The organism is Stenotrophomonas forensis, from assembly GCF_028752115.1.
Lineage (GTDB): Bacteria > Pseudomonadota > Gammaproteobacteria > Xanthomonadales > Xanthomonadaceae > Stenotrophomonas > Stenotrophomonas forensis.
The window spans coordinates 3,768,532-3,782,623 of the sequence record NZ_CP082270.1; the positions used below are offsets into that span (position 1 = coordinate 3,768,532).

Sequence of the window (14,092 nt, forward strand, 5' to 3'; positions counted from 1 at the left end):
TCCCATTGTCGAGAGAACCCATGTCCCAGCGTCACCGTACCCCGTCCCTGCTCTGCCTGGCCCTGCTGCCGCTGTTCGCCGCGCCGATCGCCCATGCCAAGGATGACCACTGGACCTTCGAAGTCGCCGCCGGTGCCGGCGTGACCCCGCGCTACAGCGGCAGCAAGGACTTCCAGGCGTCACCGATGGTGTCCTTCGACGCCCTGTCACCCGGTGGCTGGTTTCTCGGCACCAGTGGCATCGGCTGGGGCACGGCGATCGGCGAGTATACCCATGTGCGCGCCTACATCGGCGCCAGCGGCAGCCGCCGCGACAAGGACTCCGCCCTCGGCGGTTCCGACTTCCTGCGCGGCATGGGTGATATCCGTAGCCGTCCCCTGGTCGGCCTTTCGGCTGGTTATACGCTGGGAGAGGCCGTGCTGAGCGGCACCTGGCAATTCACCCGCAAGGACGAAGACCGTGGCGACAACGGCCTGGCCACCCAGCAGATGCACCTGAGCCTGGACCTGCCGCTGTTCGACCTGGCCGGTGGCGTGGTCAGCGGCAGCGTCTCCACCGAGTATGGCAATCGTGGCTACATGCAGACCTGGTACGGCGTCAGCCCGGAGCAGGCCGCGCGTACCGGTTTTGCCCAGCACACGCCGAAGGCCGGGCTGGTGAGCGCCGGCCTCGGCCTGAAGTGGAGCCATCGCGTGGGCCGCAACGGCAACTGGTACATCTCGGCCGAAGGCACGCGCCTGCTCGGCGACGCCGCCGACAGCCCGATCGTGCAGAAGCCGAACCAGTTCGGCCTGATGAGCGGGTACACGCACCGCTTCTGAGGGCGGGCCGGGCCCGGCCCGGCGTTGCTCACGGGAAACGGGGCGCTGCGCTCAGGCAGCGCCCCGATGGACTCACGCCTTGGCGAACACCAGGTGGCCGCCGTCGTTGCCGACTTCAATGGTGTCACCGTTGACGAAGGCGCCGGAAAGGATCTTCTGCGCCAGCGGATTTTCCAGCTGTGCCTGGATCGCGCGCTTCAGCGGACGCGCGCCATACACCGGATCGAAGCCGACGTTGCCCAGCAGGTCGAACGCAGCATCGGACACCACCAGCTTCAAGCCGCGCTCGGCCAGGCGCTTTTCCAGGCCACGCATCTGGATGCGCGCGATCTGCTTGATCTGCTGCTTGTCCAGCGGGTGGAACACCACGATGTCGTCCAGGCGGTTGATGAACTCCGGGCGGAAGTGCGCCTGCACCACGCCCATCACTGCCGCCTTCATCTGCGTGTAGGCCTCCGGGCTGTCATCAGCGCTCATGTCCTGGATCTGGTGCGAGCCAAGGTTCGAGGTCATCACGATGACGGTGTTGCGGAAGTCCACGGTGCGGCCCTGGCCATCGGTCAGGCGACCGTCGTCCAGCACCTGCAGCAGGATGTTGAACACATCCGGATGCGCCTTCTCCACTTCGTCCAGCAGGATCAGCGAATACGGACGGCGGCGCACCGCTTCGGTCAGGTAACCACCCTCTTCGTAACCCACGTAGCCCGGAGGGGCACCGATCAGGCGGGCGACGCTGTGCTTCTCCATGAACTCGCTCATGTCGATGCGGATCATCGCGTCGGCGCTGTCGAACAGGAACTCGGCCAGCGACTTGCACAGCTCGGTCTTGCCCACGCCGGTCGGGCCGAGGAACAGGAATGAGCCGGCCGGGCGGTTCGGATCGGACAGGCCCGCACGCGAACGGCGCACGGCGTCGGAGACGACCTTGATCGCTTCCTCCTGGCCGACCACGCGGTTGTGCAGCACCTCTTCCATGCGCAGCAGCTTGTCGCGCTCACCTTCGAGCATCTTGTTGACCGGAATGCCGGTCCAGCGCGACACGACCTCGGCGATCTCCTCGTCGGTAACCCGGTCCTGCACCAGCTTGAAGTCCTTGTGCTCGGCCTCCTGCGCAGCGGCCAGCTGCTTTTCCAGCTGCGGCAGCAGGCCGTACTGGATCTCGCTCATCCTGGCGAAATCCTGGCGGCGCTGCGCCGATTCCAGCTCCAGCTTGGCCTGCTCGACCTGCTCCTTGATCTTGGTTGCACCCTGCAGCGCGGCCTTCTCCGACTTCCAGATTTCATTGAGGTCGGAGAACTCGCGCTCCAGCGCCTCGATGTCGTTTTCCAGATCGGCCAGGCGCTGGCGCGAAGCCTCGTCCTTTTCCTTCTTCAGCATCTCGCGCTGGATCTTCAGCTGGATCACACGACGTTCCAGGCGATCCAGTTCCTCCGGCTTGGAGTCGATCTCCATGCGCAGGCGCGAGGCCGCCTCGTCCATCAGATCGATGGCCTTGTCCGGCAGCTGGCGGTCAGTGATGTAGCGGTTGGACAGCGTGGCCGCCGCCACAATGGCCGGATCGGTGATTTCCACGCCGTGGTGAACGGCGTACTTCTCCTTCAGCCCGCGCAGGATGGCGATGGTGTCTTCCACCGACGGCTCGCCCACGAATACCTTCTGGAAGCGGCGCTCCAGCGCGGCGTCCTTTTCGATGTACTTGCGGTACTCATCCAGCGTGGTGGCACCGACGCAATGCAGTTCGCCGCGTGCCAGCGCCGGCTTCAGCATGTTGCCAGCGTCCATCGCGCCATCGGCCTTGCCGGCGCCGACCATGGTGTGCAGCTCATCGATGAACAGGATGATCTGCCCTTCGCTCTTGGCCAGGTCGTTGAGCACGCCCTTCAGGCGCTCCTCGAATTCACCGCGGAACTTGGCACCGGCAATCAGCGCGCCCATATCCAGCGACAGCACGCGCTTGCCGCGCAGGCCCTCGGGCACCTCGTCATTGATGATGCGCTGGGCCAGGCCTTCGACAATGGCAGTCTTGCCTACGCCGGGTTCGCCGATCAGCACCGGGTTGTTCTTGGTCCGGCGCTGCAGCACCTGGATGGTGCGGCGGATTTCCTCGTCACGGCCGATCACCGGATCCAGCTTGCCGCTCTCGGCGCGCGCGGTCAGGTCGATGGTGTACTTTTCCAGCGCCTGCCGCTGCTCTTCGGCATTCTCCGACTGAACGTTCTCGCCGCCACGCAGCTTGTCGATGGCAGTCTGCAGGCGCGTCTTGTCGGCACCGGCGGCGCGCAGCGCCATGCCCAGCGTGCCGCCATCCTCCAGCGCGGCCAGCACGAACCACTCGCTGGCAATGAAGGCATCACCGTGCTGCTGGGCCAGCTTGTCGGTCTGGTTCAGCAGGCGCCCCAGGTCGTTGCCCATCGAGACGTTGCCGGCCTGGCCGGACACCTTGGGCAGTGCATCCAGCGCCTCGGTCAGGCGCTCGCGCAGCACCGGTACGTTCACCCCGGCCTGGGCCAGCAGCGGGCGCGTGCTGCCGCCCTGCTGGTCCAGCAGCGCGCTGAACAGGTGAACCGGTTCGATGATGCTGTTGTCGCGGCCCACGGCCAGCGACTGTGCGTCTGCCAGCGCCTGCTGGAAACGCGAGGTGAGCTTGTCCATCCGCATTGCGAAACCTCATCGGTGATCAGGGCCGGCCGCTGCCGGCGATGCTGGAAAGATGCGGCTGCCCCACCCCGTTTCAAGGGTGACTGCGACTGCATCCGGAGGCCAGTCAGCCCGCGGCCAGCATGCCGCACCGCATGTTGCCGCCGCGTTGATCCTGCGCAAGCCAGTGCGCGTCGGGCACTGGAATCCCCACATCGCGGATGCGATACTTGCGAATCATTCTCATTTCGATCAAGGCCGCGCACCCCGTCCATGCCTCCCCACCACGAACAACTGGGCGTGCTGTACCGCGATCACCGGGCCTGGCTGCAGGGCTGGCTGAGCGGTCGCGTAGGTAATCGCGATGTGGCCGATGACCTCACCCAGGACACCTTCGCCCGCCTGCTGCAGGGCCGCGACCTGGCCGCGCTGCGCGAGCCGCGTGCCTTCCTGACCACCGTTGCGCGCGGGCTGGCCGCCAACTGGTTCCGGCGCCAGGCACTGGAGCGCGCCTACCTGGAGTACCTGGCGCAGTTTCCAGAGCCGGTGCTGCCCTCGCTGGAGGAACAGGCGCTGGTGCGTGAGGCCCTGCAACAGATCGACGCGATGCTCGATGGTCTGCCCGCGATGGCACGTCGCGTCTTCCTGCTGGCGCAGTTCGATGGGCTGCGCTATGAGGCCATCAGCGAGCAGCTGGGGCTGTCGTTGTCGACGGTGAAGCGGCACATGAAGCGAGCGCTGATGGGCTGCCTGGCGCATGCCGGCTGAGACCGCCGCCGCATCGGCCCTTCCGCCGCGCGTACTGGAGCAGGCGGCCGACTGGATGATGCGCCTGCACGAGGACGACAGCGCGGCGCGACGCGCGCAATGGCAACACTGGCACGATGCCGATCCGGCACACGCCCGCGCCTGGCAGCGCGCGGAGCGTCTGTTGGCGCTGACCGCTCAGGTGCCTACGGCGCTGGCCCAGCGCACCCTGCAGCCGCCCGCGTCTGCTGGGCGCCGCGCCGTACTGCGCAGCGTCGCCGCTCTGCTGGTGGCGCCACTCGGTGGATGGCTGGCCTGGCGGTTGTGGGACGACGCGGCGTGGGATGCCAGTGCGCGCACGGCGGTGGGCGAGCGCTCCCAGCAGGTGCTGGACGATGGCAGCGTGCTGCACCTGGATACCGGCACTGCGGTCGACGTCGCATTCGATGCGCATGCGCGCCTTCTGCGGCTGCGCCATGGGCAGATGCTGGTGGAGACAGCCGCGGATCCACAACGCCCGGCGAGGCCGTTCCGGGTCACGACCCCCTACGGCACGCTGCAGGCACTTGGCACCCGTTTCAGCGTGCGCCTGTTCGGGGACGACGCCCTGCTGGTCGTCCAGCACGGCGCGGTGCGGATCTCCACACCGGGTCAACAGCGCCAGGTCGACGCCGGACAGCAGCTGCGCTGGAACCTGACCCGGCTGCCAACTCCCAAGCCTGCACCACCCGGCGCTGACGCGTGGGTCCGGGGCATGCTGGTCGCCGATGCAATGCCGCTGCAGCAGGTTCTGCAGGAGCTGGGGCGCTACCAGCACCGCTGGCTGCGCGTGGATCCGCGCGTCGCCGGCCTGCCGGTGTCCGGCGCATTCCCGCTGGACGACCTGCAACGCAGCCTGTCGATGCTTGCCGCCACCCACGCGCTGCGGATCGAACAGGGGCTGTGGATCCACGTGTCGGCTGCGGGATATCGCGGCTGACACTTTTCCGAGCGTCGCGTGGCAGAGGGTATGAACCCCTCATTTTTCTCCCCATGACCGTGAACCTGCCCCGGCTTCGACTGAGCCTCCTCGCCACCGCGCTCGCCGCCACACCCGCGCTGGCTCAATCACCGCCCGATGAATCCCTGCACGTCCAGCGCAGCATTCTCTCGCTGGGCAGTGCACTGGGCGCGTTCGCCGCCGAGCATGGCGTGGCCCTGTCCTTCGACCCCGCGCTGACCCGTGGCCGCCAGGCTCCATCGATTGCCACAGGCCTGGACGTGGACGCAGGGTTCGACGCACTGCTCCACGGCAGCGGGCTGCGCGCGGTGCGCCGCGCCGATGGCAGCTACACCTTGCAGCGTGCGCAGGTGTCGGCAGGCGCACGACGCACCAGTACCCTGCACGTGCCGGGGCAGGACGCCGGCTCGACCTTCGGGGGCAGCCTGCAACTGGACCGCAGCTACGTCGCGGCGCAGGCCGCCGGCAACGGTGACATCACCCGGCTGCTGCGCATCCATCCCGCCGTGCAGTTCGACAATGCCGACCAGGGCAGCTTCAGCCCCGGCGAGATCCGCCCTGCGGAAATCAGCATCAATGGTGCGAAGTTCTATCAGAACGCGTTCATCGTCGATGGCATGAACTTCAACAACGACATCGACCCGGGTGCGGATCCGGAGGTATACCGGCTGTTCTCCGTTCCAGGCGGCTCGCAGGCGCTGGCACTGGACAGCAGCCTGCTGGAAGACATCACCGTGCATGACAGCAACGTTTCGGCCGCCTATGGTGGATTCAACGGCGGCGTTGTCGAAGCGAGCACCCGGCGACCATCACGCACCTTCAGCGGCCGCCTGTCCACCCAGTCCTCGCGATCTTCGTGGACACGCTACCACCTGGACTCCACCGTCGCAGACAGCTACCAGAAGGCGTCCGGCGCGAATGACGGGCAGCCGGAATTCAAGAAGACCACCACGCGCGCCGATCTGGAGGGCTATCTGACCGACCGCATCGGCGTCCTGGCCAGTTTCACCCGCAAACGCTCGACCATTCCCACCTACAACCTGCAGTCGCACCTGGTCGACGACGCGCATCCGGAGAAACAGATCCAGCGGCGCAGCATCGACAATCTGTTCGTCAAGGCGGTCTGGGAAGCGAGCGACACGCTCGACATCGAGGCGAGCTTTACCCGTGCGCCGGAGGAATCCCACTACTTCCGCTCCAACGTCCCCGGTGCCGGCATCGACATCATTGGCGGCGGCCGCCAGGCGATGCTCAAGGCGACGTGGTCGCCGCAATGGGGCACTCTGACCCAGCAGGTGGGCTGGAGTTCTACCGAGCAGTCCCGCCATCCGCAGTCTGCGGACTACATGAGCTGGCACTGGGCCGAGGGCAAGGACTGGGGAGCCTCAGGCAGCTCGCTGGAAGGTGAATTCGGCGATATTGACCAGGCGCAGAAGACGCTCCAGTACCGTGCCGATCTGATACTGGCACCGCGGCGCTGGCTGGGCATGGAGCATCGTTTCGCGGCAGGCGTCCAGTACCAGCACCAGGATGTCGACTACGAGCGCCTGGACGACACCTACATCTATGTCTCGCCGGCGCGCACCACCAGCTGTACCAACAAGGCCGGCATCACCGACACGCAGACCTGCTGGATGGGCCTGACCCGCACCGGCCGCGCCAACACCAGCAACTGGCCCGGACAGTTCTTCACCAGCCGCACCTATTACACGCGCGGCCGGCTGGACTTCCAGATCGACAGCTGGAGCGCCTACGCCGAAGACAGCATCCGCGCGGGGCGCCTGTCGTTGCGCCCCGGCCTGCGCATCGACCATGACAGCTACATGCAGCACACCACGGTCGCACCGCGCCTGGCGATGTCACTGGATCTCGACGCCGCCGGCGACACCCAGCTGATCGCGGGTGCCAACCGCTATTACGGCCGCAACGCGGCCACGTGGCGGCTGCGCGATGGCCTTGATCGGCTGCAATACAGGAACCAGCGCCGCCCCACGCTCGACAGCGAGTGGACCGCAGGCACGCAGACCGCCAACGGGCTGCATTTCGATCGCCTGAGAATCGCCTACGACGATGAGCTGATGCTGGGCGTCAAGCAGCAATGGAAGGGCTGGGAGTTCTTCGGCAAGGTCGTCAACCGCAAGGGGCGTGACCAGGTCGTGCGTTCCAGCAGCCGGGTACAGGACGAACGCGCGGATGATCCTTCGCTGGCCACCCACTACGAAACCTGGAGCAACGACGGCCGCAGCGAGACGCAGATCATCAGCCTTACCGTGCGCCCCCTGCGCCGCCTGCAGTTCGGCGGAACCAGCACCACGGGCCTGCTGGCGCTGGACTGGACCGACAGCCGCTCTTCTGCGCCCGACTACGAGGACGACTTCAGCACCGCGTACTACGAGAATCCGATCATCCGCTACGACGGCAGCTACATCCGCTACCGCGATCGCCCGGCAGACAACTTCACTCGCCCATGGACCGCGCGACTGGCCACCACCACGCATATCCCGGCAGCTCGGCTGACCTGGGGCAATACGCTGCGCTACCGGGCCGGCTATCGCGCGATACGGGACACCGGACTGAAGGATGTCCATGACGGCCAGAGTGTTGCGGTCTGGGAAAGACGGCGGTTTGCCCCTTCGTTGATCTGGGACATGCGCATTGGCTGGGAGCAGCCGTTGTCGACGATGGGCACGGTGTTCGCCAACGTGGATGTGTTCAACGTGCTGGATCGGCGCGCGGTGAATGGCGTATCCAGCAGCGTCAGCCGCGCGCCGTACTACGAAATGGGACGCTCGTTCTGGCTCGAAGTGGGCTACCGGTTCTGAGGCCCGCGCGCCGCCGCAGGCTTGGCTGGAGTGCAGTGCTGGTCAGCGCCGTGCTGGCCAGCGCTGCACAGCCACGTCCTTCCCAGCCGGTCTGCGCGCCTGCTCCGGGCAAGGCGGAACGCTGGGATGGCGCCTGCCTGCGTGCGCTCTACAGCAGCCCCAGTACGCGCTGGCCCGCGCCGGAGGTCGAACCCGGCGTGGCGTGGAAGGAACTGGCCCCACTGCCGTCGCCCGTAGGTCCACCGGACAATCCATCAACACCAGCCAAGGTGGCGCTGGGGCGGCGGCTGTTCTTCGATCCGGTTCTTTCGAAGTCGCGGCAGCTGGCCTGCGCCAGCTGCCACGATCCGGACCTGGGCTGGGCCGACGGTCGTCGCGTGTCCTTCGGGCACGGACGCCAGCCCGGCCGCCGCAATGCACCCAGCGTTGCCACCAGCGCACACGTGGCACCGCTGTTCTGGGATGGACGCGCGGCCACGCTGGAAGCGCAGGCGCTGCATCCCATCGCCGATCCCATCGAGATGGGGTTCACCACGCAGGGCGCCGTGCGTCGCCTGCGCCGCGATCCGTCCTATCGCGCAGACTTCGCCGAGGTTTTCGCGCAACCGCGCATCGATGCCAGCCAGCTCGGCCAGGCCATCGCCGCCTTCGAGCGCAGCCTGTCGCCGCGCAACAGTCGCTTCGATCGCTTCCTGCGTGGCGATACGCGTGCACTGGACGATGCCCAGCTGCGCGGCCTGCACCTGTTCCGCACGCAGGCGGGCTGCATGAACTGCCACCATGGAGCCGCGCTGACCGACAACGGCTTCCACAACCTGGGCCTGCATTTCCACGGCCGCGCGCGGCAGGATCTGGGCCGCTACGAAGTGACCGGCGATCCCGCCGACAGCGGGCGCTTCCGCACGCCCTCGCTGCGCGGTGTTGCCAGCACTGCGCCTTACATGCACAACGGCCTGATCCCGCGCCTGTCCGGCGTGCTGGCGTTCTACAACGTGGGCGGCGCGCGCCCGCGCGCCCCGGCCGCGCTGCCGGCTGATGCGGCGCCGTTCCCAGAGCCGGATCCACTGCTGCGGCCGCGCGGGCTGGGCCGCCAGGATCTGCAGGACATCGAGGCGTTCCTGCAGAGCCTGTAGCCGCGGATCAGCCGCCTGCAGGCAGCGTGGGAGCCGGCTTCGGCGGCAACAGCGGTGGCGCCACCGCAACGGCCACCGGGCAGCCATAGGTGCCTTCAACATCCATGTACAGGCTGTAGCGCTGGGTCGCGGCAAAGCCCACGCGCCAGTCCGGGTTGAACAGCGGGTTGGGCCCGGGCGACAGCCCCAGGTCCATCGGCAGGTTCAGCACTTCCTCCCCGATCATGACCGGCGTGGTCGCCTCCACGAACTGGATGTCTTCGCTGCCTTCGGTGGTGATCACGTTCTTGCGCCGGATCGCCGACGCGGGTGGCGTGGCCGGCAACGTTCCGCGGGCCTGGAAGGCGCCGTTGAAGCCGGTATCCACCTTGACCAGCACGTTCTGCTTGCCAGCGCGGATCGGATAGCGGACGTCGTACGCATCCGCCCATAACGAGGACAGCGTGGCCATCCGCCGCGTGCACGGCACCGGACTGGCCGTGGCCTGGATCACCAGCGCATCCTTGTTGACCCGCACCCGGCCCAGCGCGCGCAGTACGTCCAGGCCGATGCGTGGCAGGTCGTCCTGGCCCAGTACCGCAAAGGACACATCGCGCACGGCGACACCACCGATGTCCAACTCGACCGGTGCCGCCAGCGCATACAACTTGCCAGGACTGCCATCGACCGCCATGAAGCCCTCGGTCAGCGTCAAGCCCAGCTCGGTCGCCAGCGCTCGGCCGATGCGCGAGTGTGCGGCGCCGCTGTCCAGATGCACGCGCAGCTCGCGCTCACCGGCTGCGGTGCGCAGCTTCAGGCGGAGCGTCGGCAGTTCGTTGTCCAACTGCAGGGGGACACTGATGTCGCTGGCTGGCGCCTGCGCTGCCATGGCATTACGCGGCCATGCGGTAAACCGCTCGAAATGCGGCTCGCTGATACCGGCAAGATGGATGTCGCGCAGCTTGGGGCTCAGCATCGGGCGGATATCGCGCTCCATCAGCGTGCGGACCTGGAGCATCTGCGCCGCCCAACCCGCGATATCGCCCTGCAGGAGCAGATTGCCGGCCAGGGTGGCCGAACACAGGTACTCGACCCCCTTCACACTGTCGGCCGCCTCGCTGGCCACGGCCTTCAGGCACTCATGAGCCGCCTGGCTGGAGCGGTCCAGCTCGCCGCGCACGCGGTAGAAACCCGCCTGGCCCAGCTTGCCCTTCACACCGGGTGACTTGCCCAGCGTCTGCAGCCGAGACAGTTCGGCAAGGCGCACGCTGCGGGTGTAGCCGTAGGGATCGCCCAGTTCGCCATCGCGCGTGTCAACGGCCGCCGCCGAGGCCACTGTCGTGGCGAACAACGCACTCACGCCCAACCACATTCGATGCATCGAGGTCACTCCTGTCTACCTGACCCCAACCGTATCACGCTGGCGATGACACCTGCCCCTGCAGTCTTCAGCCTTCAGCCGCGAGCGACGGCACTGCGGATCGCCTGCAGTTGCTGCTTGACCGCCCGCGCCTGTGCGGGGTCCATGCGCAGCAGCGCCTTCTGGCCGATCGACCTCGACTGCAGGGTCGAATCAACGAAGCGGTAGCGGCCACGTTCATCGCGTTCCACCCGCGGCGCCTGGGCCAGTTCCGGGGTCTCCAGCAGGTGGTCGATCACCGCGACCAGGCGGTCGTTGAAATACCCTTCGGGCCGGCCCAGGTCGACATAGGCCTGTTGGATCAGCGGATAGAAGCGCTTGTACGCAGCCGCCGTTGCCGCCGGGTCCAGCGCAGTGAACGCCTGCACGTAGGGCGCATAGCGCGCCGCATTGGCCGCGGCAATCCGCTCGCCGCCTTCATCGGGCTCGACCTGCAGGCTGCCGGGCAGCGGGCGCGCGGCCAGTGCGGTCGGCGGCACGCTGGGCTTGTCCAGGTTGTCGACCTGGGTGACCAGGCGCTGGATCAGGTGGTCGCGCAGCAGCAGGGTCAACGGCCCCTCGCCCTGGAACAGCTGGCTCAGCGCGCCCCAGGCCGCGGCATCGCTGTCAGCCAGCTTCGGCAGCGCCGGGTCGGCGGCGGCCTCGGTATCGAGCGGATGCTTGATCGGCGGGGGTGCTGGCGCAGGCGCTGTGGCTGCCTTCGGTTGTGGGGGTGCACCGCTGCTGGCGGGAGGGGACTGCACCGGCACCGACACACCGTCTGCCAGGCCCTTCAGCTGATCGCGGAACAACCAGCCCCCCGCGCCACCGATCACCACCACGCCCAGCACCCAGGGCCATACCGCCTTTCCACTCTGCATGATGCAGTCCCTCGTTGTTCACCTGCATGGACAAGGTGTGACCCGGTTGATTTCCATGGGTTCCCTGCCTGTTCCGCTGCCGTTGGGGTTGGGGGCTGCGCATGCGCCACGCTCACGCCTGCTTTGCACACCCTGCGCGAGGCTGTGGGTCTTGTCGTGCGGAGACGCTGTCATGCAGTTCGCGCTGTACTACTGGACCGGCATCCAGGGCCGGGGTGAATTCGTGCGGCTGGCGCTGGAGGATGCCGGCGCCGACTACATCGACATGGCGCGGGTGCATGGCGATGCGGTAATGCAGCCGTTCCTCGATGGAAACAGCGAGGGTGCACTGCCCTTCGCACCGCCGTTCCTGAAGGCGGGCCGGCAGGTGATCGCGCAGGTGGCGGCAATCCTGGATTTTCTCGGTCCGACCCTGGACCTGGTACCGCAGTCCGCGTCGCGGCGGATGCAGGCGCTGCAGTTGCAACTGACCATCGCCGACCTGGTGGCCGAAGTGCATGACACCCACCATCCGATCGCCGCGTCGAAATACTACGAAGAGCAGAAGACCGAGGCCAAGGCGCGTGCGGCTTCACTGCGTGGTGAACGACTGCCGAAGTTCCTCGGCCATTTCGAACAGGTGCTGGCCGCCAACGGCGGCCGCCATGCCCTGCGCGAGCATTCCTATGTGGATCTGTCGCTGTTCCAGCTGCTGAGCGGGCTGGACTACATGTTCCCACGCCGGATGCGGGCACTGGCCCCCACCCTGCCCCTGCTGCGTGCGCTGCAGGAGCGCGTGGCCAAGCGCCCGAACATCGCCGCCTACCTGGCTTCGGAACGGCGGCTGGCGTTCAATACCAACGGCATCTTCCGCCATTACCCGGAACTCGATGCAGAGCGGTAGTGCCGGCCGCTGGCCGGCACCACCGTGCGCTCAGCTGACCCCGTCCAGCGGCTTCACCGCCTGCTTCTGCAACGACAACAGCCCCAGCAACAGCGCCAGCGCCACATAGGCGCCCGCGAACTGCCAGCTGATGATGCGCGCCAGCCCGTCCAGGTCCCATGGCAGGTAGATGCCACCGCGCGGGTCCACCGAGTGGATCAGGCCGAACAGGGTCAACAGCGCAGCCACCAGCAGGAAACCGCAGGCGCGGCGCAGGCGACCATCGACCATCGCCGCCACTGCCGAGATCCACAGCATCGAGGTGATGATGAAGCCGTTGCCGAGGGTGAAGATCACCGCCAGTTCCGGCAGGCCATGGCCGTCGAGCTTGGTCAACAGTTGCGGCAGCTGGTCCGGCGCGATCCAGCCCGGCGCCTTGATCGCCAGCAGGTACGCCACCGACGGCAGGAAACCGAACACCATCGCACCGGCGTGGTGGCGCGGCGTGGCCTGGAAGGCCTGGGTGGTGATGTCGATCGCCACATACACGATGATCGGTGCCAGCACCGCCAGCGGCAGCCACTGCACCAGCCCGGAGATGATGCCGAGCATGCCGCCGATGCCGACGAACAGGCCGGTCAGCAGCGTATAGCCGCTGCGCGCGCCCATGTGCTTGTAGGCCGGCTGGCCGATGTACGGCGTGGTCTGCGCAACGCCGCCGCAGACACCGGCCACCAGCGTGGCCACCGCTTCCACCAGCAGGATGTCGCGGGTGCGGTAGTCATCACCGGCCGCGCGTGCGCTTTCGGACACGTTGATGCCGCCTACCACCATCAGCAGGCCGAACGGCAGCAGCAGCGGCAGGTAGGTCATCGCGGTGGGCAGGCCCTCGAGGAAACCCAGCGTCGGCAGCGGCAGCACCACCTGCGGCGGCACCCACGCCGGCACATGGAAGCCCGGCGCGCCCAGCCCGGCCAGGCCCAGGCCGTAATACAGCACGGTGCCGAACACGAAGGCCAGCAGCACGCCCGGGCCTCGCACCGGCAGCTTGCCCTTGGCAATCAGCACGTACAGCAGCAGGCCCAGTGTGGTGAAGCCGACCAGCGGCGAGCGCAGCGTTTCCAGCAGCGGCAGCAGGCCCATCAGCACCAGCGCGATGCCGGCGATGGATCCCAGCAGCGCAGCACGTGGCAGTGCGCGGGTGACCGCTTCGCCGAAGAACGACAGCACGAACTTCAGCACGCCCATGATGACCAGCGCGGCCATGCCCAGCTGCCAGGTGGCGATGCCGGCGGCATGCGGGTCCAGGCCCTGCTGCTTGAAGGCGATGAAGGCCGGGCCGAGCACCAGCAGGGCCATGCCGATGCTGGTCGGCGCGTCCAGGCCCAGCGGCATGGCGGTGACATCGTCGCGGCCGGTGCGCGCGGCCAGCCGCCGCGCCATCAGGGTGTACAGCAGGTTGCCGACCAGCACGCCGAAGGCGGTGCCGGGGAACATGCGGCCGAACACCACGTCGGCGGGGAACTGGAAGATCCCGACCAGGGCCATGGCGATGAAGCCGAGGATGGAGAGGTTGTCGACGACCAGGCCGAAGAAGCCGTTGAAGTCGCCGGCAACGAACCAGCGACGCGGTGCGGCGGAAGCGGGAGCGGACATGGAAGGGGCGGTGGGGGTGGGGACCGCCGATGGTAGGCCCAGCGGGGCCGGCGCGCCAATTCCGTCATGGAATGATGGGTTCCAGCCAACGGCGGGGCCCCTCGTGGCTGGGGCACGAACAGCGCTTTCCTCGGCTGGGCCGGGCGGATAGGTGG

General features: G+C 67.5%; 10 protein-coding genes. 6 read left to right on the plus strand and 4 right to left on the minus strand.

The annotated features are described in order from the left end of the window. The first annotated feature begins 20 nt into the window (after positions 1-20). A complete protein-coding gene (locus K5L94_RS17385; protein WP_274510952.1) occupies positions 21-821 on the plus strand; it encodes a MipA/OmpV family protein in 801 nt (266 codons plus the stop codon). Between the two features lie 72 nt (positions 822-893). On the opposite strand, the gene clpB is transcribed toward K5L94_RS17385, so the two are convergent. Continuing rightward, positions 894-3,479, minus strand: coding sequence for an ATP-dependent chaperone ClpB (clpB, locus tag K5L94_RS17390; protein WP_274510954.1), 2,586 nt, complete (start codon positions 3,477-3,479; stop codon positions 894-896). 252 nt (positions 3,480-3,731) lie between these two features. On the opposite strand from clpB, the gene K5L94_RS17395 reads away from it, so the two are divergent. The 4 genes from K5L94_RS17395 to K5L94_RS17410 are packed head-to-tail and all read left to right on the plus strand — an operon-like array spanning position 3,732 to position 9,160. Continuing rightward, positions 3,732-4,226: a sigma-70 family RNA polymerase sigma factor gene (locus K5L94_RS17395; RefSeq protein ID WP_049456800.1), complete on the plus strand. Its 495-nt coding sequence runs from the start codon at positions 3,732-3,734 to the stop codon at positions 4,224-4,226. Then, positions 4,216-5,184, plus strand: coding sequence for a FecR domain-containing protein (locus K5L94_RS17400; protein ID WP_274510955.1), 969 nt, complete (start codon positions 4,216-4,218; stop codon positions 5,182-5,184). The genes K5L94_RS17395 and K5L94_RS17400 overlap by 11 nt, the downstream gene beginning before the upstream one ends. 53 nt (positions 5,185-5,237) lie before the next feature. Further along, on the plus strand, positions 5,238-8,027 hold the full coding sequence (locus K5L94_RS17405; protein ID WP_274510956.1) for a secretin and TonB N-terminal domain-containing protein: 2,790 nt from the start codon (positions 5,238-5,240) through the stop codon (positions 8,025-8,027). Positions 8,028-8,062: 35 nt separating this feature from the next. Then, positions 8,063-9,160 carry a cytochrome-c peroxidase gene (locus K5L94_RS17410; protein WP_274510957.1) on the plus strand — a complete coding sequence of 366 codons (1,098 nt, stop codon included), beginning with the start codon at positions 8,063-8,065 and terminating at the stop codon, positions 9,158-9,160. A 7-nt stretch (positions 9,161-9,167) separates the two neighbouring features. Here K5L94_RS17410 and K5L94_RS17415 read toward each other — a convergent pair whose 3' ends face one another. Beyond that, on the minus strand, positions 9,168-10,520 hold the full coding sequence (locus tag K5L94_RS17415; protein WP_274510958.1) for an aspartyl protease family protein: 1,353 nt from the start codon (positions 10,518-10,520) through the stop codon (positions 9,168-9,170). 74 nt (positions 10,521-10,594) lie between these two features. Beyond that, complete coding sequence (locus tag K5L94_RS17420; RefSeq protein WP_274510959.1) at positions 10,595-11,419, minus strand: DUF3014 domain-containing protein; 825 nt, start codon at positions 11,417-11,419, stop codon at positions 10,595-10,597. 172 nt (positions 11,420-11,591) lie between these two features. Here K5L94_RS17420 and K5L94_RS17425 point away from each other — a divergent pair, with 172 nt between their 5' ends. Continuing rightward, positions 11,592-12,302, plus strand: coding sequence for a glutathione S-transferase (locus K5L94_RS17425; protein WP_274510960.1), 711 nt, complete (start codon positions 11,592-11,594; stop codon positions 12,300-12,302). Positions 12,303-12,332: 30 nt separating this feature from the next. Here the strand turns inward: K5L94_RS17425 and K5L94_RS17430 are convergent, their stop codons facing one another. Further along, on the minus strand, positions 12,333-13,937 hold the full coding sequence (locus K5L94_RS17430; protein ID WP_274510961.1) for a SulP family inorganic anion transporter: 1,605 nt from the start codon (positions 13,935-13,937) through the stop codon (positions 12,333-12,335). Positions 13,938-14,092 lie beyond the last annotated feature (155 nt).